Here is a 20,295-nt window from a genome sequence, read left to right as displayed (position 1 = left end):
GGACCACCTGTTCGTGCTGACGATGACGGCGTACAACTTGACGCGCATGCGCTCGTTGGGGCAAATCCGTCCGCAGCAGTTCTGAGGCAGTCAGAGACTCGCAAAACACCTCAAATCTGCGCAAAGCGACTCCCGAAAGCGCTGCTGACTGCACCATGTGAAAAGTGAGTCTTCGACGAAGAGGAAGACTCGCTTTGGAGGGGAGTATTTCCGCATCCTGCTAGGCCCACACCGTCGTAGTCCAGTTGGGCTCGAGGGAAGTTGCCGTCTGCACGGGAGAAGCAGCGAATTTGACCACTTCGTCGCCAACAAGAATCACCCTGGCAACTCCGCGCGGCACCTGTGGCGCGATGCTCCACGATAGCAAACCTTAAGACGATAGTGCTCGATGTCACCGGGTCGGGTGCTCGTCAGAAGCGACTCGCTGAACGCGCACTACCGTCCGAAACCTGAGCCAATGCAGCTTTTCGGACCAGCCGCAGACGTTCGCCTGCTAAAGGGCTGTACTCGACCGGCGCCCGGTTGCAAAACAAAACCAGCATCCAGTTTCCGTCGTCCTGACGGTCACGATCGGATGGAAAATCCCCGTAGTGCCCCAGCTGAGTTTCTTGGTCACCCGCCCAGGGCTTGTTCTCCACGGAAGACGCCGTGCGAGATTTTTAAGTGTGATGCTGATTTGCCGTGGCTCGATGGTGGCGTGTTCTAGGTGGACATGGCACGACTCTGAGGAACGTTCCAGTGAGCGATTTCGGGCCTTTCCAGAAAAGTGTCCAAGAAGAGGCACTAGCACCATGCTGCCAGACTCACCTGTCTCACCTGTCTCACCTGTCTCACCTGTCTCACCTGTCTCACCTGTCTCACCTGTCTCACCTGTCTCCCCCTGCCGTGTCCCGATGTTCGACCAAATGGATCAGCCGCCTATACGGCTGAGGGCTGGAAGACCCGCCGCGGCGTTGGCGATCCAGTGGCAATCCTCCATGCCGGCACTGGCGTCAGGATCGGGGTTAATAACCCAGATCTTGCAGCCCTGTTGCCTCGCAGCGGATGGCAGTGAGGCGGCCGGATGAACGGTGGCTGAAGTGCCGACGACAAGCATTAGGTCCGCGCGGACTACCATGTGCATGGCCTGCAGCCACTCCCGTTCCGGCAGGCCTTCGCCAAACCAAACGACGCCAGGACGGATCAGTCCGCCGCAGTGCTGGCAACGCGGCGGCGGCAGATGCCCGTCTGCCGCCGCCGTTGCGGAATCGGACCGGCCTGGATCTGCGCCTCCACCGGAAGTCGTGTGCCAGGGGCGGCTGCATGCAGAACAACGTGGCTCAAACAGGCTCCCGTGCAGATGAACCACCTGTCCAGATCCGGCTCGCTCGTGCAGATCGTCGACGTTCTGGGTGATCACTGCGAAATCCTCGAGCCAGGGCCAACGCGCCATCTGAGCCAGCGCTAGGTGGCCCGCGTTAGGTTGCGCCAGGAGCGCAGCGCGTCTGCGTGACTCATACCAAGCCCAGACCAGCGCGGGATCATCCCTGAATCCCGCCGTCGTGGCCAAACGGGCGGCATCAAAGCGGGCCCAGAGTCCTTGCTGCGCGTGACGAAAAGTTGGGATGCCGCTTTCGGCGGAGACCCCGGCACCCGTCAGAACGACGATCCGTTGCGCGGACCTCAGCTGGCCAGCGAGCAGCGGTGGAACTGAAGATTGGTCGAAGTAAGTCATTTTTAGACGAATCCCATGCTGCGCCTGTCGGCTTGTGGCTTAGCCGCGTGTTCAGACTCCAGTTCGTCGAGCCAGACCGCGGCTGTCTGCTCGGTGGCCAGTGCTGCTAACCGCCTAGACACGTTGGCGAAATCGCCAGGCGTGAGCTGGTCTAGTCGCTGCAGTTTTGCCACGTGCTGCGACCCGAGTACGCACGGCTCAGTTTCGTCAAGGACGGAGGTCGAGGCAAGACAGGCGATGAGAAGATCCTGCCGCTGATGCAGGTCGAGCGGCAGGAGGGTCAGCCGGAACGTGAACCGCCGCGACAGCGCGCTGTCGAACGAGACCGAATGATTTGTGGCGCAGACAAATACACCCTCAAAAGCCTCGAGGCGTCTCAGGAATTCGGCGGTCACAGCACGGTCCGCGCGGTGACTGCTGTGGCCTCGCTCCCCCAGCAGCGTCTCTGCCTCATCCAGGAACAGGACTTCCGCCGATGGATCGCATTCCGTGAACATCCGGCCTACGTTTCGCTCGCTCTCCCCGTACCACATCGAATTGATGTCGGCCGCGGTGCGATAAACCACCTCACGACCGAGTCTGCTGGCGATCTGCCCCGCAAGCTGTGTCTTGCCCGTGCCGGGAGCTCCCGCCAGCAGCACGGTCCCGCGGCCTGTCCTGCGCAGGCCCTCGATCAACTGCTGGCTGCCGACGTTGCCCTCGATGCGCAGAAACCGCGGGTCGAACCGCAGCGCGCCTTCCGCAAGAGGCAATGCAAAGACGCCCCCCATGGCGCGCATGTGATCTGACAGCACCAGCTCCGCGGTCCCGCCCACCTGATCCCCGCGAACCGCGCTGAGGGTGACAACACGCGCCGCCGACGCAATCAGCGCGGGCGAAAGGCTGGCATTCGAGGCCACCCTGTCGATCAGTGCAGATGGGATGCCAAGCGGCGCAAGATGCGACTCGGCAATCCGCCGACGCATCGCGCGAGGCGGCACCGGGAACTCCATGCAGTAGGTGAAGCGCCGCAAATAGGCCGGGTCGATATGGCCGATCTGGTTGCTGATCCAGATCACAGGCACGCGGTTGTTCTCGAGCACCTGATTCATCCACGACTTGCTGTCTTCTCGGCCGCCGAGCGCACGCCGCAGCGGATTGCCATAGTCAGTCTGGAAGATATCTTCGGCCTCGTCGAGCACGAGCACGCTGTTCGCCGGCGCAAACCTGCTGCCAAGCTGGAGACTGCCCAGCCGCTCCGCGCGGCTGGCCGGCATCCGTTCTTCATCGCAATCCTCGACCAGGAAGCCCGATGCGCCCAAGTCGTGCACGAGCCTTCGCACGTACTCGGTCTTGCCTGTTCCCGGCGCGCCGTAGAACAGAAGATTGACGCCGCGAAGCCCGCTTTGCAGTGCACCGCGCAGCAGTGCGCCCACCACCGCCGTCCGGCTCTCTAGATGTGGCCACTCCAGCTCCGGCAAAGATGCGGAAACCGAGAGGGGCTTAAGCACATGCAATGCCATCGCCTCGGCACTGCGGAACTTCATCGATAGCAACTGCGAGCCGACGCGAGTCAACCTCAGTTGGTCTTCCAGATCGGCATCCACGCTGTCTCGCTCGCGCATCAGCCCGGCACGGGACAGCCGGCCACTCACCGATACCGCTTGGTCCAGTTGGTGCTCGTCCGCGATGAGCAGCCCGGCGCTCAGTGCCTGGATGCGGCGGGCGCGACGGCGCACATGGCTGAACAGGTGGCGGTCGATGGTGCCGGCCTCGAGATCGGCGCACAGTGCGAGCACGCGCCGTTCCGCCTCGTCCAGGCCGAGCATGTCGCCCAGCCGCACCCCGTTGGCGTCGCGCGCGAGTGCGTGGCGGCTCACGTGGCGTTCCAGCCGGGCCTCGACCGCGTCATACAGGGCGCGGAAGGCCGGGCGGTCGCACAGGAGGCTTTCGCCGAGCAGAAGGAGCGCAGCCGGATCGGGTGGTGCCACTGGAAGCGCACCGCGCAGCGCGAGCAGCTCAGACAGCCAAGACGGGAGCTGGTCGCCGTCCTCCGGTTGTGCAGCCAGCGGTGTCTGTCGGCGGCGCCGCCCTCCCATGGAAGGCAGTGCCAGATGGCGCGACTGACCAAGCGCTTTCTGCAGGGCCAAGCGCTCGAGCCTGATGACCGGCCAGAACGGCCTGGCGATGTCGTCGAAGCTGTGGCTGTCGATTCCGAGCGGCACCGCGCGGAAGATGCGAAGAAGCACGAGGCACACCCGGCTGTTGGACACGCTGACGGAATCGGCGCCCAGCGGCGCCCACAAACTCAGCATCCTTGCCATCGGGAACCTTTCACTTGCGTTGGGAAGGTCACAGTGTCGGCAGCAACACGACGAGATATGTCGTTGGTCACGCTTTGCCGTGCTTTTTTTCCGACCACCTCCGCCGGCGCCTGCTGTTCTCTATACATTGCCCTCAATGGCCGAACTGCACCCGGATATCCCCGTCCCGCTTGATCGCATGTTGCCCGACGGACAGCAGCGCGAGTACGACATGCTGCAGCTGCTGGCCGACGGCCTGCCAGCGGCATGGCGGATCTACCATGGCCTGCACTGGTCGAGCCTGCACGAGGGCACGCAGCGATACGGCGAGCTGGACATCGTGGCGCTGGCCCCCTCTGGTCATCTGGCGATACTGGAGGTCAAGGCCGGCCCGGTGGACATCACACCGGACGGTGTTTTCAAGCACTACCGCGGCGAGGTCAAGAACGTCACGCGGCAGGTGAACGCCCAGGTGCACGCCATGATCGGCCGCCTCCGTTCGGAAGGCCTGGGCGACGTGCAGGTCTGCCACTTCCTGTTGCTGCCGGATTTCCGGGTGGCCCAGGGCACCGTCGCTTTCCCGCGCGAGCGAGTCATCGATGCAGGGGAACTGGGCCGACTGCCGCAGCGACTCATAGACGCCACCACCCATGCGTTGCCTAGTCCAGACCTAGAGCGGGTCAGGGACTTCCTCGCCGACCGTTTCCGCGTGGCACACGACCCTTCCGCGAGCATTGCCGACCGGCAGGCAGTTACACACCGCCTCGCATCCGGCCTCGCGACCTGGGTGCCACGCATCGCTTCTCCCACCGGTCTGTATCTGATCGAGGCGACGGCCGGTTCCGGCAAGACGCAACTGGCCCTCGCCCTGCTGCGCAACGCCGCCCTGCAACGGCAGCGCGCGCTTTATGTGTGTTTCAACCGGCCATTGGCGGACCACGTCGCTAAAGTCGCGCCGCCCCTGGCCGAGGTGGCAACGATTCACGAGCTCGCCGTTTCGGCCCTCCGCGCAACCGGGGCAACGCCGGCGTTCGGAAGCGAGCAGTTATTTGAGAGCGCCATGGGTGCGCTTGAGGCCTCTGCGGCTGCGACGAATGCAAATGTCGATCTGCTGGTCATCGACGAATCGCAGGATTTCGAAATGCCGTGGATCCAGTCACTCCTTCCCCGGCTGCGCGCCGGCGGCCGGCTCTATGTCATGGGCGACCCGGACCAGGCGATCTACCGGAAGGATGCATTCGAACTTCCGGACGCGACGCGCATCATGAGCAGCGAGAACTTCCGCAGCCCTCGGCGCGTCGTCCAGACGATCAACACCTTCGGACTGGCCAGCAGGCCGATCGAGGCACGAGGCGTGGAACTGGGCGAGGAGCCGGGCCTGCACGTACACGATGACGATGATGCTGGCGGGCTTGGCGAGACCGCGAGGATCGTTGCATTGGTCCGTCGGAAAGGATTCGCGACCGGCGACATTGCGTTGCTCAGTTTCAGGGGCCGCGAAAGATCCAGATTGCTGGCGTCGACCCAGATCGCAGGCCATTCGCTTCAGCGCTTCACGGGCGCATTCGATGACGCGGGCAATGCGCTCTGGACGGGTGGCGAGCTGCTAGCGGAATCCATCTACCGATTCAAGGGCCGGGCCGCACCCGTGGTCATCCTGTGCGAAATCGACTTCGACGGTCTGGACCCCGCCGTCGCCAGCAAGCTGCTCGTCGGCCTGACCCGGGCGCAGGTCGAGGTCCACCTCGTGATGTCGAAGACTGCCGGGGCTGCACTTACCGCCCGGCTGGCTTGAGACACCGGCCCAACACGCGTACCCTCATGCCAAGACGAACCAAGAATCTCGACACGCTCCTGATGGCGCTGGAATTGCTCAAGCGCATTCCAAGGTCCCGGAAGGTGTCGGCCCCCGAGCTCATGGTCCAGCTGAGGGAGGCCGGGTTCGACCGGGACCTGCGCACCATCCAGCGCCAGCTCGACGAGCTCAGCCAGCACTTTGACATCGATCGCGACGAACGCAGCAAGCCTTATGGCTACAGCTGGAAAAGCAACAGCAAGGGTCTCTCTCTTCCCGGCCTGAACGAGCAGGAGTCGCTGCTGCTCAGCCTGGCCGAGCAGCAGTTGAAGCACCTGCTCCCAGCCAGTCTCATGAAGTCCATGGCATCATTCTTCACGCAGGCACGCTCCCAGCTGCACGTCGACGGGACGGGCAACGCGAGGGACTGGGCTCGGAAGGTACGGGTCGTCAGCACGCGGCAGCGGCTGCTGCCGCCGAAGATGGCCGCTGGAGTGTTCGAGGCCGTCAGCAACGCCCTGTATGCCAACCACTGGCTCAATGTCTCGTACGTCAATGCGGCGGGCAAGGTATCGGATTCCCGTGTGATGCCGCTGGGTCTCGCGCAGCAGGGAGAAAGACTCTTGCTCGTCTGCCGATTCGAAGGCTTCGACGATGAGCGTTCGCTGGCGCTCAACCGCATGAGGCAGGCGGCCGATACAGGCCAGCGCTTCACGCGGCCACCCGGCTTCGATCTCGAGGCATTTGACGACGGCGGCGGCTTCGGCTTCGGCCATGGCAAGAATATCAAGCTGGTCTTCCGCCTGCCCCGCCTCACCGGAGTGCATCTCGTCGAAAGCCCACTGTCGCAGGACCAGACCTACCGGCAGATTGGGGATGTCTACGAGTTTTCGGCGACGGTAGTCGAGTCCGAACAGCTCAAGTGGTGGCTGCGCGGCTTCGGCGCCGATCTCGAACTCCGGAGGCCGGCCAGCCTGCTGAGATGATTTTCGGACGCGACACAGATCGTCGCCACCCTCGCGAAGATCAGGAACATCCCACACCCGGAGCCACACATGATCAAGATCGTCAGCCTCGAAGCGCGCCGCGACTTCACGAACATGAGCTTGACGCCTGAGGGCCACTGGGTACGCCTCACCTTCCTGAACGACCAAGGTGTCCACACCCTCGAGTTGAACGGGCGTTCGCTTCTCCCTCCGGACCCTACTTTGCGTGAGAGCCTGCAGTTCATGCTCTGGGACTACGGGCTGCTCGAGCAGTCCGGCCGCCGTACTGCCCGGCAGCGGGTGGACACTGTCCAGCGGCTGATCGACGAGGACAGCCGAAACCATGTACTCGGTCGCGAATACCTCCACACGGTGGGTGCGCCGGTCCACTGAAAGGCAACGTGCGAGTTCTCTCCAAATCCAAGCTCCTGGCGTTCCGCCAGTGCCCTAAGCGCCTGTGGATGGAAGTCCACCGGCCCGAGCTGCGCGCGGACACGGCCAGCGCCGTGGCGTCGTTCCAGACAGGGCATGCCGTTGGCGACGTGGCGCGCGCGATCTACGACACAGCTGGCGATGGCGTCGAGCTGAAGCTTTCCGAGGTCGGCATGGCCGCATTGCTCGCGGAAACCACCGATCTTCTGGGGCGGCGCTTGCCGATTTTCGAGGCCGGGTTCACGCACACGGACGGGGCGCACCGCGGCGTGCTGGCCCTCGCCGATGTCATGCTGCCATTGCCCGACGGGACCGGGTGGCGGATGGTCGAGGTCAAGTCCAGCACAGAGCTCAAGAGCTACCACCGCGACGATGCGGCCATCCAGGTCCACGTGGCTCTGTCCGCCGGCGTCGACCTCCGCCAGGTGGCGGTGGCCCACATCGACAGCAGCTGGACCTATCCGGGTGGTGGCGACTACCGAGGCCTCCTGGAGGAAGTCGACCTGACCGAGGAGGCGCTGGCGCGCCGCGCCGAGGTTCAGGAGTGGGTCGTTCAGGCCCATGAGATCGTCGCCCTGGACCATGCACCCGCCATCTCGCCCGGTGACCATTGCAACTCCCCTTACACGTGCGGGTTCTGCACGCACTGTGAAAGCGACATGGGCGTGGGCGTTGCACCGGCCGAGTTTCCTATCGACTGGCTGCCCCGGGTGCAAAGCAAGGCGCTGAAAGCCCACATTGCGCAACCGGATGTGCGCGATCTGCGCGATGTCCCGGACGACCTTCTCGGAGAACTGCAGCGCCGGGTCAAGCGCCACACACTGGACGGCAATGTTTACTTCGATCGGGAGGGCGCCGCGGCCGCCCTCGCCCCCCACGCGCTCCCAGCAAATTTCCTGGATTTCGAGACCATTTCCTTTGCTGTTCCGATATGGGCGGGAACAAGGCCCTACCAGCAGGTTCCTTTCCAGTTTTCCTTGCACACGCTGGCCGCGGATGGGAGCGTCTCGCATGTGGAGTTCCTCGACCTCTCGGGCGGTGACCCAAGCCGGGCGCTCGCGAGCGCCATGATCGTTGGCTGCGGAGAAGAAGGCCCCATCTACGTCTACAACCGGGGTTTCGAAGGCGCGAGGATCCGCGAGATGGCAGCACGCTTCCAGGACCTCGAACCGGCGCTGCGGGGCCTGGACAGCCGGCTCGTCGATCTGCTGCCTGTGACCCGGAACCACTACTACCATCCCTCGCAGTGCGGCAGCTGGAGCATCAAGTCCGTACTGCCCGCCATCGCGCCGGAACTCACCTATTCGCAACTGGACGGCGTGCAGGACGGGGGCGGCGCGCAACTGGCGTTTCTGGAAGGGATCGACGTGTGTACAACGCCGGAGCGACGTGTTGCCCTGCGCGAACAGCTACTGCGGTACTGCCATCTGGACACCTGGGCCACGGTGCTGCTCTGGCAGACGCTCAGTGGTCGCCAGACGTACCTGTCGGCTGCCTCGGGTCCTGCGACCCACCGCCCGCCGGCACCGGCGCAACCTAGTTCACCGCTGGCGACAGCGTGATGCCGGCAGAGCCCATGACACCAACCTCTTCCATGATCCCTGACATGTCCTCCCGGTTCGCAGAACTGGCTTCCCAGGGCCACTGGGACCGCGCGCTTCTTGCCCTTGAGCAAGACCCCGCTTCTGTGAATGCGTCTGCGGGACCGGCGCATCACACGCCACTCCAGATGGCTGCCTGCCACGGCGCGCCGATCTATGTGATCGGCGCCTTGCTCAGGCTCGGCGCCGATGCGAACCAGACAGTGGCGGACACTCACCTGACCGCGCAGGACCTTGCTGCTGAAAGGCACCCCGAGAGAGAAGACCTTCGCTATCTCCTCGCACCGCGGCGTCTTTCCATTGCGCAGTTGCTGCGCAGCGTCGCGCGGGAACTCGAAGACCGCTTCGGGCCGTACGACGGCAACCTGTTGATCTGCGACCGCCTGATCGACTGCTTCGAGGGCGACGCCTACATGCAGGGCGAACTGGATCTGGTGCCGCGGCTGGCATCTGCAATCAGGGCCATTGTCGGGATCGATTTGGAAAGCGGATCCCAGGCGCATTGCGGGCCCGGTGAGGACTTCGACATGGAATTCGATTCAGCGTTCTGGTCCGGCGTGTTCATCCCCCGGCTGGTGGATCGCGCCCGCAACTGCACAGTGACACCACTGGCTCCGGAGTGGGCGACCGTCTCCGACCTCTTCGATCCAACACCCAGGCAATGGGGTCTGCGCGGCGACCTTTTCATGTGGCTTGAGATGCGCCAGGTCCTCGCGCACGTCCCTCTGCCGGCGGATCCCGGCGATCTCGGCAGCACCCTGCGCAGGGCCTATGCCGTGATTGCAGGCCAGCCGCCAGGCCCCGAGGATGTCCCCGTGTCACGGTTCGCGCGGGGAGGCATGAGCAGCGGACTGGTCTGCGGGACGCAATGGAATGAACGGCTGTTTCCGCTTCTCTTAGAACGTGCAGCCTGGTTGCACGATGCGGCGGAGTTCCCTGCAGGTGGTCCGTCTGCCCCCGGCTGACAAAATTCCGGATGACAGGCCCGTCCGCCCCAGCCGTCAATCCAGAACGATCGATCGTTCCCATGAGCACATCCCCTAAGCGGAGACAGCTTCCGCCCCCGCCTTTGAAGCCGCCGTTGTGGTGGAGCGCGTTCATGCACTCGCTGGACTGCCACCCGAAAACGGAACTGTGTGCCACGGTGGTAGTGATCAGGCCGGCATGCCTCAGCGAGCATGGGGCGTGGCCTGCCCTGTTTGCTCAGTGGGGCAGGGTCCGCTCGCCGTCGCGCGCGTCCCCGCGACCTATCTGACGCGGCCCCGCACGCGGGTTGGTCGCGACCGTTGCGCCACTCTGACCATCGCAGCGGCCTTGGTCATATCCCCCCTGGAGATGTCCTGCTGGCGCCCGCGATGCTTTTTTTTCCGGGCTCCCGCGCCCAGCATGAGATGGAAGGGCAGTCGGCCTCCCGTGCCGGCAGGGCTGCGTCGTTGTCCGAATGGTCGGCCGACGTAGAGAGATGGCCGCGATTGTCGCCGCATTTAACTGAAGCCCTGCCATAACCGATCAACGTCGTGCCGCGTTGCCGGCTTGAGGGCAGGGTTTACGGCGAACGCCAATTCGTCAGGCAACGAATCCCGTTTCGCTCACCGACTACCGTGTGATGTCAAACAGCCGGGCAAACTGAGTTTCGGCACTGGAACGTTTGCCGGCGCCGCTGCGGACAACGCCCTTGATAGACCACTCGGGCTGCCCGGTACCCTTGATGTTCTGCAGATCCGGGTTCTTAGCAATACCGGCCTGGATCAGAAAGTCTTCGATCTTCCCGATCTGTCGCCCGTTCGTCTTGCCTTTGCTATTCGGGTGGACGACAAAGTACATGAGCGGCCGTCCCTTCGCATAGGTGCTGAAACCGTTGTGATACTTGTGGCGGTTTGAGGGATTGAACGCCTCTTGCCGGAAGGTTTTTGTCGCCTTGCCAACGTAGATCGGCTGCAGGCCTTTGCCGGCCCGCATGGCGAATACATAGCACCCTTTCGCACTGGCCAGATAGCCAGCATCGGATTCCTCTGACCAGAAGCCATCGAAGACCAGTGCGCGCCCGCCTGGTCGCTTTTCGTAATCGATCTCGAACGGTCCGTGAACTTCGAATGTTGCCATTTGCTCTAATTGGTTGTTTCTCGCAAGCCAAGCTTACAGCCGCGGTTCAACTTCAGAAAGCCCAGTTCATGGCGGGCCAGCCAGGCGTATGCACTGACGACCTGGCTGCGGCGACCGGACATCCCGTCATTGACAGGTGGCAGTCGATGCCCGTCTCGGTGCAGACCGCGAAGCCGATTCCTGGCGTCGCACAGCGTGCGGGTGTGTCTTGGCGTCAGCCGGAAAGCGCCGGCCCACCGTTGCCAAAGCGAGCCGTTCACTCCAGACAGGTCTGCCGGGCGTTGAGCGCTTCGGGAATGAGCCCCGGCCCTGCGACCACGGCCACCTGCACCCGAGCTGAACCTTTCCAGTTCCTGTCGGGGTGACAGCCGTTGCAGTGCGGTCAACCAGGGCGCGGCGATATTCCGTGACGATTCTCACGACCCGCTCTTGCAATGCGCGCGCCGCGAAACGTCGCAACTGACCGTCAGCTATCCTCGAGTTCGACTGGCGCGACCACGTGACAACCGTCGCTTGGACAGTCCGTCGCATGGACGCACCACGCACGCCAACGAGTGTCCACAGGTCTGCCGGACCCCACGACCAGATCAGGTCCCCGCAACGCACCAACGAGGAGAAGTAATAGTGCTGAATGGAACGTCCGGAACGTCCGGAACGAGGCTGGCGCCTGTCCCGGCCGGGGCAGGGGTGCTGCAGGCACGCGTGATCAGCGTATTTGACCTCCTTGCTGACCCGTCCCTGGAAATTCCACCGTACCAGCGGCCGTACAAGTGGACTGGAAAGAACGTCAGGCAGCTCTTCTCCGATATCGCCGCTCATGCGCATAAATCGGCGTACCGGCTGGGCACCATCGTGTTTCACCAGGAGGGGCCAAAACGAAACATCGTCGATGGTCAGCAGCGCACGATCAGCCTGCTAATGGCAGCCCGTGCAGTCATCCAGCGCTGCCGCAAAAAACGGCTGGACCGCCACGACCTGCAGGCCCAGTTTGACAAGCTCGAGCAATCGATGGTGAACCCCGCTTTCACCAGCGAGATCTCGCAAAGGAACATTCACGGCAACTACCTTGAGGTGTTCCGCATCGTGTCCCGCGAGGATTTCACCGAAGACCAAATCGATTTCCTTCTGAACAGGTGCGAGGTGGTGGCAGTCGCAATCAGCGATGTGTCCGAGGCCTTCCAGTTTTTTGATTCACAGAATGCGCGCGGCCGCGATCTGGAGCCGCACGATCTGCTGAAAGCCTTTCACCTGCGCGAGTTCAGCCCGCAGGACGAGCCCCTAAAGGCAGCTGCGGTGGCGCGCTGGGAAGGCAGTGAGACAAAGGAGCTGGCCACGCTGTTTTCGCAGTACTTGTACCGCATCCGCAACTGGTCGAAAGGGAAATCGGCCCGCTACTTCAGCAAGGACGATAGTGACCTGTTCAAGGGTGTGAACATCGACACGGTGGCTAGCTACCCCTATGTAGAGCAGCTGCGCATCGCCCACCATTTTGTCGACCGCTACAACGCCCAGTACGAGCGGAAGGTCGACCTGCGCGGGCTTGGTTTTCCGTTTCATCTGGATCAGATCGTCATCAATGGCCGCCGGTTCTTCGAGCTTGTCAGCCACTACCAGAGCCAGGTGGCAAGGATCAGCGCCGGCTCCTGGAATGGATACGAATTGGTGGGCGCCGACGCCCTCGACCCGGGTGCGCAACGGATCATGCAGATGCTCAATACGTACCCCGCCCGGACCCGCACAGGCGATCGCTATGTGCGGACGATGTTCGATTGCCTGCTGATCTGCTACATCGACAAGTTCGGTCATGCGGAACTGTCCCGCGCCGTCGAGAAAATCTTCATCTGGTCCTACACCCTGCGTCTGCAGATGGAAGTCGTCCAGATGGCCAGCATGGACAACCACGCGCTGACCTACAACCTGTTCAGGCTGATCAAGGAGGCCACGCGCCCTGCGGACTTCATCAACCAGAGCCTGCCGCCCATCGGTGGCGTCAGAGCAACGAAATCCGGAGAGATCGAAGCACTCTTCAGGGAGATGAAATACTGTGAGTGATGCCCTCAGACAGCTTTCGGTCCAGCAACTGCTCAGCGGCACCGATGAGTACATCATTCCGATGTACCAGCGAAATTTCGCGTGGGAAGAGAGCGAGATCACCCAGTTGATCCAGGATGTGATCGACTACCTTCCAACGACTTCCGGGAAATCACGCCACTACTACATCGGCAGCCTGGTGGTGTACAAGCGCCCGGACACGGCAAGGCCGGTGTACGAGGTCATTGACGGCCAGCAACGGCTGACGACGCTTACGCTGCTGACTGCCTATCTTAAGAACACCGGGAAGGCGGAGGTATCTTGGTTCACCCGCCTGGGGGTTCACTTCGAGAGCCGCGAGAACTCGCGCGCGACCTTTGCCGCCATCTTCGGCGGCAACTTCGGGGATGACCCGGCCAGATTGCTTTCTGAGAAGCAGATCAATACCGGAATCCTGAACGGCTACCGGCTGATCAACACCGTCCTGCAGCGCAAGCTCGATGAAAGCGGCGTCTCGGCGCAGCAATTTGCCGCCTTCCTGTTCAGCTCTGTGCAGATCATGCAGGTGCAGGTGCCGGCCGATACTGACCTGAACCACTACTTCGAGATCATGAACAACCGTGGTGAGCAGCTCGAAAAGCACGAGGTGCTCAAGGCGCGCCTGATGGAGCAGCTGAAAGACTGCAGCCAGAGCCAGTACTGCCTTCACGCCGTCTGGGAAGCGTGCGCCAACATGGAGCGCTACGTACAGATGGGTTTCTCTCCAGGCCAGCGCAGCGCGCTGTTTGGAGAAAAAGACTGGGGCCGGTTCGAGCCCCTGGATTTCGACGCGCTCAGGGCTGCACTGCAACAGCACCATCATGATCCTGGGTGGCAGGGCCAGTCGTTGACCTTCGAGCAGATCATTGCCGAGGCCCCGGTCGAGACCGAAACTCGGAAGTCCACCGACCAGGCAACAGAACGCTTCAACACAGTCATCAACTTCCCGAATTTCCTTCTTCATGTCTTACGGGTCGATCTGCAGCTGGACATTCCCCTGGATGACAAGCGTCTGCTCGACACCTTTGAAGCCCATGTGCTGAAACAGGTGGACCCGGTGGGGGCAGTGAAGCGGTTCGTCTTCAGCCTGCTGCGTTGCAAGTACCTGTTCGACCAGTATGTGATCAAGCGTGAATTCGCCAAGGGCATGGATGGTTGGAGCCTGAAGCGCCTGCGGTGGAATGACGGCGGTGGGCGCAGCGTGGCCGGTCGGGGTCATTACGTGAATACTTTTGGGGATGAGGACGGCAGTGCAGGAATCAATCGCCGCATCCTGATGCTGCTCTCGGCGTTCCACGTGTCGGCGCCCACGCTGGTCTACAAGCACTGGCTCAATGCCGCTCTGCACTACCTGTTCCACGCAGACCAGGTGGACCCGGATTCCTATCTGCATCACATGGAGTCAGTGGCCAAAGCGTTTGTCTTTGACCGTTACCTCGCGCCCGGCACGGGTCTGGAGTATTTTGCGATCGTCTACGGCAACAGAGGTGCATGCCAGGCGCGGCGCGGGAACGTGTCGGCCGCGGCGCTGGAGCAGCGGCTGACCTTCCAGCGGATCGAGAACAACCTGATCTTCAATTTTCTGGACTACCTGCTCTGGCTCAGGCACGGAGAGCGCGAACCCGTGAGATCCTACGAATTCACATTCCGCAGTTCGATTGAGCACTACTATCCACAACATCCCCTGCCCGGTCACCTTCCACTGCCGCCTGGCATCCTCGACTCTTTCGGCAATCTGTGTCTCATCAGCCATGAGAAGAACTCCCGCCTCAGCAACTTCATGCCTTCGGCGAAGAAGGAGTTCTACCAACGAAACATCATCGACAGCGTGAAACAGCATCTGATGATGCAGTTTGAACCCTGGGACGCTGATGCCATCAAGCAGCATTACAACGCCATGACTGGCGTATTGCTCGAGTCCCTCACGCCGGGCTAAACCGGTCCATTCATCGCAGTGGCGTCTTGAGCGGGCCGGCCTGTTACCTCAACTCCTTCTGTCCCACTCCGGAAAGCCCGGGCCACGACATCTCAAGCTACTCACAAGCCCAGCTCAACGCATTGGCGAGGCAATTGAACGAGAGGCCGAGAAAGACCCTCGGCTTCCACACGCCGGCTGAGATGTTCAGCCAGACCGTTGCATCGACCGGTCGAGTCCGCAGGCTAAAGGAGTCAACACCGCCGCTCTGCGGCGGAGATCTTGGCGAGCGTTTCAGTAAGGACGAAGCTTCCAAAAAAAAGGAGGCAAGCATCCAGAGACCCATAGGTCTCTGGATCGCGCCTTGATCTGCCTTGATCTGCCTTGAGCATGACACGGCTCATCGGGAAGCGCTAACCCCAAAGATCCTTGCACGCTTGCACTTCAGGCGGGCGTTCCAACAGCGTCATCAGAACCGCCACCACGGCTTCCGGCTCCGGTCTTCCAGCGGACGTGTATCCAGCAAAGCGTGTGAACTGCATGGATTCCCGACCCGCCTGCGGATTTCAACTTCCAGCGTATGCGCCACGCCGCGCGCATCTTTCTCACCGTGCATCGCACGTCTGCGCCACTCGTGCGCAAGGACCAGCAACTGGTCGTCGGCGAATTGACTGAGGTCTTGCATAGGGTGATTCTGCCGGCGCGATTCGGGCTCCCGGTCCCTGCAAACCAGGGAGTCGAGAGCACGCAGGCAACTGTCTCGCAAGAGCTTGCAGATACTACGCATGTCACTTGCCTCCCGCGCCTATGCCAGTGCCTTCAGCCAGCGTCCACTTGCGATCTAACTTTTCCGCCAGCCCTGGCTTTCCTGTGCTTGGCTTCAAGCTGCTGGCGGCTACGGTATCGAGGTCGTCCGGATAGAACTCCTCGACAACCGCAACCCCCTCCTCCGCCGATTCCTCGAAGGCGCCCGCCGCAAAGCCCGCCCTTGCTGCGGCGTCCAGCGCCGCCTGGTCGAAGCCGTTCTCGATCCGCGCTTGCGCCTCGCCTCGTGCCGCCTCCAGCGCCTGCGCCAACGTCGAGCCGCTGCGCACCGTCAGGTCCACGTAGTAGATCGGCGCCCGGTACGACTGCGCGGTCGACTTGCCCCTCAGGCGTAGCTCCAACGGCAGGGCCGCCAGCGCATCGCGGGACAGCGCCTGGTAGTAGCGCAGCCGCGCCGAGAGTGTGCGGATGCTGTTGTAGCCCGTGGTGCGGAAGATGAAGGAGCCCAACTCGTCCTCGTCACCGATCCGAACCGTGAGCCGGCCATAGGGCTTGCAGCCCGTTTTCATGCCGAGTCCACAGCCATCCGGGGTTGCGCACGGTAGAGTCTGCACGCCGGTCGGCGTCGAGCGCTTGCAGGTCTCGCCGTTGCCAATGCACAGCGGACGACCCGTCGCCTTGTCGAAGACGCTGTAGTTCGCGCGCAGGTTGAGATCGGGGTCGTTGAAGAGCAGGCGTACTGGAATGGCCCGCAGCTTGACGGCCGCAGGCGATTCCTTGGCCATGTCCTTCGCTGGCTTCGCGGTCGCTGTGGCCTTGGTGGCAATGGCGCCCTGCGCCTTGCGCAAGGCTTCGTTCAGCGGATGCAGCATCCAGCCGTCGCGGAGCTGCACCTGGGTGGTTATGGTGAATTCGTCGTCTTTCTCGGGCAAGCGTTTGCCGTTCGCGATGACGACCTTGCCGATGGCGATCCGCCCGACGAGGGGCGGCGTGAGGGCCAGTCCTTTGAGCATGATGTTCCTTGGTTGTTGGTTGCTTGTGTTGGGTGTGTGTGGCGTTGGCCCCACCCCCTTGGTCCGGTCTGGGGCCGGCAGCGGTGAACTCCGCAGACACGGAGATGGGCCGAAGCGCGAGCGGCTTCGGCAGGCAGCGAGGTGATGTGCTCAGTCTTCGCGCAGGTGCTGCTGCACGCGCTCGAACAGGCCGGCACTGCGCCATCCCAGCGCGTAGCCGAGCAGTCCACCAGCGGCCAGCACGATTGCGAAGGCCGCCAGGTACTCGAGCGGACCGTTGGACGTGTTCATCGGTGCCACTCAGCCAACGGGTTGGATTTCGCCGTCGGCCAATCGCTCGGCCGGCTTCACGAGGAAGCGACGCGAGCCCAGCTTGGCTGTGGCGTAGGTGGTTGCCAGTTCGGGCTGCACGGCAAGCAAGCGGTCGACATCCAGCGTCGTGCCGTCCTTGCTGCGCTTCCAACTCACCTCGCCCGCATCGAACTGCGCCCGGGTGGCCTCGCCCATGCGCTGCTGGATGCGCTGCTTGACCGCTGCCTCGCGCTGAAGCGTCGTCGCCAGCAACTCGCGCAGCGCCAGCAGGTCCGAGAACGTTGCCGACATTTCCAGATCGCTTGACAGGTCCAGAAGCTGCCCGTTGTCGCGCGGGTATAGAGCCCGCAGCGCCACATCGGCGGAATCGGAGCCGTCCGCCAATGGGGCGGAATCGGTCTCGACGCAACGCCAGAAACGCCGCTCCAGTTCGATCAGCTGGGCGATCATGGCGTCGTCCCGCTCGATGCGGTGGATGCGCAGTTCCTGCCCGCAGATCAGCACCGCGACATCCGCCGCCTGCTTGCCCGTCACGGCCAATTGGTGAAGAACTTGCATCTGCACGTACTCGGGCACGCCGTCTTCCCAGAAGCGTGCCCCGTGGTAGCCAGCGGTCTTGCATTCGAGCAGCTGGACTTCCGGCGCGCCCACGACCTCGCGGTCGATGTTTGCCAGCATCCAGGGCTCCTGCGGGTGCTGCAGCACGGCGTTGATGCGCCGCACGCGCAGGCCGGTGCGGCGCGTGTAGTGGGCCGCCACGATGGGTTCGAGCAAGGTGCCCCAGTACATCGGGCTGGTTTCGTCATTGGGATCGACTTTGGGCAGGCCGCCGTCGCGGCCGGTCTTCTCCATCCAGAGCGCTAGCGATGACTTGTAGGGGTGGAGGCCGACTGCTGCAGCCGCATCGGAACTGCCGATGCCGCGCCTGCGGATGTCGAGCCACTCGTCGCGGTCCAGGTCCGTGGTCCTGACCAGCTTGAGCGCCGGTCGAGGCTTGGCCGGCGCGCGGCCGGCTTTCAATGCTTCCGACATGGGAAGTCCTTTCAAGGGGTTGGGTTGGTGAAGAGGTAAAGACCCCCCAGAAACACCAAGCCCCGGTCTCCGCGAGGAGCCGGGGCTTGTGTCGTTGGGGTGAATCGGATCTGTGTGCTGCTTCGCCTCACGCAGCCAGTCGCAGTGCAGCGTCGAGTGCGCGCTGCTTGAGCGTGGCGCCTTGGCCGAACCAGGCGCTGTCCAGGCGGTATTCCTGGTTGCGAGCGCGGCGCTCGTGGTCGACGAACTCGGTCACGGCGTTCAGCAGGCCCCAGGCGGTGCCACTGGCTGAGGCGAGCTCCGAGCCCCTGCCCTGCCCGTCGTACAGCGACTGCACGGCCTTGAGCGCCCGCTCATTGACCAGGCCTTGCGCCGGGTCGGGCTGGCGATCGGTCTGGCACATCACACGCAAAAAGAAACTCATGGCCTCGTGGCTCTTCACCTTCCGCTCGGACAGGACTTTCATCTGGTACATGAAGCTGTCCCAGCCACTCACGGCGATGCCGAGCTGCTTCTTGACGGCCAACGCATCGAAGCTCGTGCTATGGGGCACCTTGATGGCACTGGGAGCGCCGCGCAGGGCGATAGCCAGTGTGTTCTGGCAAACCACCCGGACGGTGGTCGGGGTTGCCGTGGTCGCCAGCGTGCCGTCGCAGGAGGTTGCGAGCAGCAAATAGCCGCGCACCACGTCGTTGCCCTTTAGCTTTGCTTCCTTGCCGATGCGGGCCAGCGCCCAGAACTTGCGGCCTTCTTTGAGGACACCGGCGGTGTCGAGCTCGTAGCCTGAGACTTCCGTGAGGTCACGGTAGAACTCGAGGACGGCTTTGGGCTGGACGATCTGGTAGCGGCTGCCGACCACCGACAGCGGTGCCTTGGTGTCGCTGCGATAGAGGACCTTCTGGTCGTCGAAGCTGCGGATGGAGCCGAGGGCGCCGACCTGTTCGGTCATGTAGCGGACGGGGCTCTCGCAGATGGACCAGTCCATGCCGGCCTTCTGAGCCCAGACATCAAGGGGCTGCTGCTTCGGGAGTTCGTTGCCGAGCTGGTGCCAGGGGGTGGCGCCAACGTAGGCCATGGTTTGCACTTGGTGGGACATGGGAGATCTTTCGTGAGAGGTTGTTGGGTAGGTTGAGATGCACGCTGACAGGTTGAGCACTCAGGCGCGACGCGGCACCGAGAAGACATGGCCGCAGGCAAGGCAGCGCCGGTTGCGAATGACGGATTCGTCGACGGCTTCGCCCAGGGCGGCGCCGACGGCACATCCGGCGATGCCGCCGCTCAGGGCACCCAGGATGCAGCCAGCGACGACGCCGACGGGCACGCCGGCGGGACCGGCAACGACGCCGACGACGGCGCCGACTTCGCCACCAGCGGCTGCACCGGCCATGACGCCGGAGATGCCGCTGGCCGCGCCTGCGACCGCGCCGACGGCAGCGCCGGCTTGCTTGCCGATGGCACCGTTCACCACGCGTGTGCTTCGGCAAGCGGGACACGGGGTGCGCGAGCAGCTTGCATGGAACGAACTCCGCTCAGGCTCGTCGTGGAAGGTTGAGGATGCGAAATCAGAATCCATAAATTGAGGCGCGGGCAAGCGCGCAATGAAGTCGAAGGATTGGATGGATGGGGCAGTCGGGTTGAACCAGACGGCATAAAGCCCAGCGCGGCGATGAGGCCGGGCTGGGCTTTGGTGGAGATCAGGTCAGTCTGATCGGGGGAGAGATATGTGGCTGAATAAATCTGGGATCGCAGACAGCGACATGTCGCAGCGCTTCAGCGCCGAGCACTGCCGTTACCCGGTTGGCGCGCCTTGCCAAGCTTTTGAAACACTTTGATTAGGGTCACTAGCCGCCTTCGAGATTTGACTGTTAGCGCCCACGGCTGTCCTCCGAACATGCCGAGGTTCATGCCCAGCCTTCATTTCCAGACCCGCGGTAAATTGCTGAAAACGGTGCGCCTAAGACCGGCAATCGGAGCGCCCAGGGTCGAGCGAGTGCTGGCGCAACCAACCAGATGAAGAACGGCCTGCCACAAGAACGACGATCACAAGGCTCCTGCGGGATCAACTTCATGCACGAATGCAACTGGAGTGAGGCCGGGCGCGTGAAGGCAGCGCGACGCTCAAGGCCCGATGACCTCTCAGCGGGCGACAAAGCCCGTAGTGCGCCGACTGCGCGGCCAGAAAAGGCAGAAACCGCCGAAATCAAAGAAAAAAGACCAGGAAATAACTGCAAGACACCATTTGGTCGAGTGGCACTTAACTGAAACTTTCCAAGTT

The 20,295-nt window shown here is 62.9% G+C and carries 17 protein-coding genes and 1 pseudogene; 9 read left to right on the top strand and 9 right to left on the bottom strand.

Annotated elements, in window-relative coordinates:
- Positions 1 to 910 precede the first annotated feature (910 nt).
- Both ACSFA0_RS23255 and ACSFA0_RS23250 read right to left on the bottom strand, forming a co-directional pair.
- Positions 911 to 1,714, bottom strand: coding sequence for an SIR2 family NAD-dependent protein deacylase (locus tag ACSFA0_RS23255; protein WP_435452625.1), 804 nt, complete (start codon positions 1,712 to 1,714; stop codon positions 911 to 913).
- A 2-nt stretch (positions 1,715 to 1,716) separates the two neighbouring features.
- The gene (locus ACSFA0_RS23250) at positions 1,717 to 4,017 is read right to left on the bottom strand and encodes an AAA family ATPase (RefSeq protein ID WP_435452624.1); all 2,301 of its coding nucleotides are present in this window, start codon (positions 4,015 to 4,017) and stop codon (positions 1,717 to 1,719) included.
- Positions 4,018 to 4,153: 136 nt separating this feature from the next.
- Here ACSFA0_RS23250 and ACSFA0_RS23245 point away from each other — a divergent pair, with 136 nt between their 5' ends.
- The 5 genes from ACSFA0_RS23245 to ACSFA0_RS23225 all read left to right on the top strand — a co-directional run bounded on the left by ACSFA0_RS23245 (position 4,154) and on the right by ACSFA0_RS23225 (position 9,775).
- Entirely contained in the window at positions 4,154 to 5,791 is a 1,638-nt protein-coding gene (locus ACSFA0_RS23245) for a nuclease-related domain-containing DEAD/DEAH box helicase (RefSeq protein ID WP_435452623.1), read from the top strand.
- Positions 5,792 to 5,817: 26 nt separating this feature from the next.
- A complete protein-coding gene (locus tag ACSFA0_RS23240) occupies positions 5,818 to 6,777 on the top strand; it encodes a helix-turn-helix transcriptional regulator (protein ID WP_435452622.1) in 960 nt (319 codons plus the stop codon).
- 69 nt (positions 6,778 to 6,846) lie between these two features.
- Positions 6,847 to 7,170 (top strand): hypothetical protein, encoded by a 324-nt coding sequence (locus tag ACSFA0_RS23235; RefSeq protein WP_435452621.1) that lies wholly within the window; start codon positions 6,847 to 6,849, stop codon positions 7,168 to 7,170.
- A gap of 8 nt (positions 7,171 to 7,178) precedes the next feature.
- On the top strand, positions 7,179 to 8,771 hold the full coding sequence (locus tag ACSFA0_RS23230; RefSeq protein ID WP_435452620.1) for a DUF2779 domain-containing protein: 1,593 nt from the start codon (positions 7,179 to 7,181) through the stop codon (positions 8,769 to 8,771).
- A 32-nt stretch (positions 8,772 to 8,803) separates the two neighbouring features.
- Positions 8,804 to 9,775: a hypothetical protein gene (locus ACSFA0_RS23225; RefSeq protein WP_435452619.1), complete on the top strand. Its 972-nt coding sequence runs from the start codon at positions 8,804 to 8,806 to the stop codon at positions 9,773 to 9,775.
- 631 nt (positions 9,776 to 10,406) lie between these two features.
- Here the strand turns inward: ACSFA0_RS23225 and ACSFA0_RS23220 are convergent.
- Positions 10,407 to 10,913: a hypothetical protein gene (locus tag ACSFA0_RS23220; RefSeq protein WP_435452618.1), complete on the bottom strand. Its 507-nt coding sequence runs from the start codon at positions 10,911 to 10,913 to the stop codon at positions 10,407 to 10,409.
- Between the two features lie 687 nt (positions 10,914 to 11,600).
- On the opposite strand from ACSFA0_RS23220, the gene ACSFA0_RS23215 reads away from it, so the two are divergent.
- The 3 genes and pseudogenes from ACSFA0_RS23215 to ACSFA0_RS23205 all read left to right on the top strand — a co-directional run.
- Positions 11,601 to 12,965, top strand: coding sequence for a DUF262 domain-containing protein (locus ACSFA0_RS23215; protein ID WP_435452617.1), 1,365 nt, complete (start codon positions 11,601 to 11,603; stop codon positions 12,963 to 12,965).
- Positions 12,958 to 14,919 carry a DUF262 domain-containing protein gene (locus tag ACSFA0_RS23210; protein ID WP_435452616.1) on the top strand — a complete coding sequence of 654 codons (1,962 nt, stop codon included), beginning with the start codon at positions 12,958 to 12,960 and terminating at the stop codon, positions 14,917 to 14,919. The genes ACSFA0_RS23215 and ACSFA0_RS23210 overlap by 8 nt, the downstream gene beginning before the upstream one ends.
- An 80-nt stretch (positions 14,920 to 14,999) precedes the next feature.
- Positions 15,000 to 15,131: pseudogene (locus tag ACSFA0_RS23205) on the top strand (IS30 family transposase); the annotation flags it as partial.
- Positions 15,132 to 15,367: 236 nt separating this feature from the next.
- On the opposite strand, the gene ACSFA0_RS23200 reads toward ACSFA0_RS23205, so the two are convergent.
- The 6 genes from ACSFA0_RS23200 to ACSFA0_RS23175 form a co-directional block, all read right to left on the bottom strand.
- Positions 15,368 to 15,583: a hypothetical protein gene (locus ACSFA0_RS23200; RefSeq protein WP_435452615.1), complete on the bottom strand. Its 216-nt coding sequence runs from the start codon at positions 15,581 to 15,583 to the stop codon at positions 15,368 to 15,370.
- Positions 15,584 to 15,686: 103 nt separating this feature from the next.
- A complete protein-coding gene (locus ACSFA0_RS23195) occupies positions 15,687 to 16,676 on the bottom strand; it encodes a recombination directionality factor (RefSeq protein WP_435452614.1) in 990 nt (329 codons plus the stop codon).
- A gap of 150 nt (positions 16,677 to 16,826) precedes the next feature.
- Positions 16,827 to 16,967 carry a hypothetical protein gene (locus ACSFA0_RS23190; protein WP_435452613.1) on the bottom strand — a complete coding sequence of 47 codons (141 nt, stop codon included), beginning with the start codon at positions 16,965 to 16,967 and terminating at the stop codon, positions 16,827 to 16,829.
- 9 nt (positions 16,968 to 16,976) lie between these two features.
- Entirely contained in the window at positions 16,977 to 18,020 is a 1,044-nt protein-coding gene (locus ACSFA0_RS23185; protein WP_435452612.1) for a YqaJ viral recombinase family nuclease, read from the bottom strand.
- A gap of 127 nt (positions 18,021 to 18,147) precedes the next feature.
- Positions 18,148 to 19,116 (bottom strand): DUF932 domain-containing protein, encoded by a 969-nt coding sequence (locus ACSFA0_RS23180; protein ID WP_435452611.1) that lies wholly within the window; start codon positions 19,114 to 19,116, stop codon positions 18,148 to 18,150.
- Between the two features lie 60 nt (positions 19,117 to 19,176).
- Positions 19,177 to 19,485, bottom strand: coding sequence for a hypothetical protein (locus ACSFA0_RS23175; protein ID WP_435452610.1), 309 nt, complete (start codon positions 19,483 to 19,485; stop codon positions 19,177 to 19,179).
- Positions 19,486 to 20,030: 545 nt separating this feature from the next.
- Between ACSFA0_RS23175 and ACSFA0_RS23170 the strand changes: the two genes are divergently transcribed.
- Entirely contained in the window at positions 20,031 to 20,282 is a 252-nt protein-coding gene (locus ACSFA0_RS23170; protein ID WP_435452609.1) for a hypothetical protein, read from the top strand.
- Positions 20,283 to 20,295: the final 13 nt, after the last annotated feature.

Origin of the sequence: Variovorax restrictus (assembly GCF_051216715.1) — a bacterium.
Classification (GTDB): Bacteria; Pseudomonadota; Gammaproteobacteria; order Burkholderiales; family Burkholderiaceae_C; genus Variovorax.
Note: the sequence above shows the minus strand (reverse complement) of the source record. Positions and strands in the feature narration are given on the sequence as shown.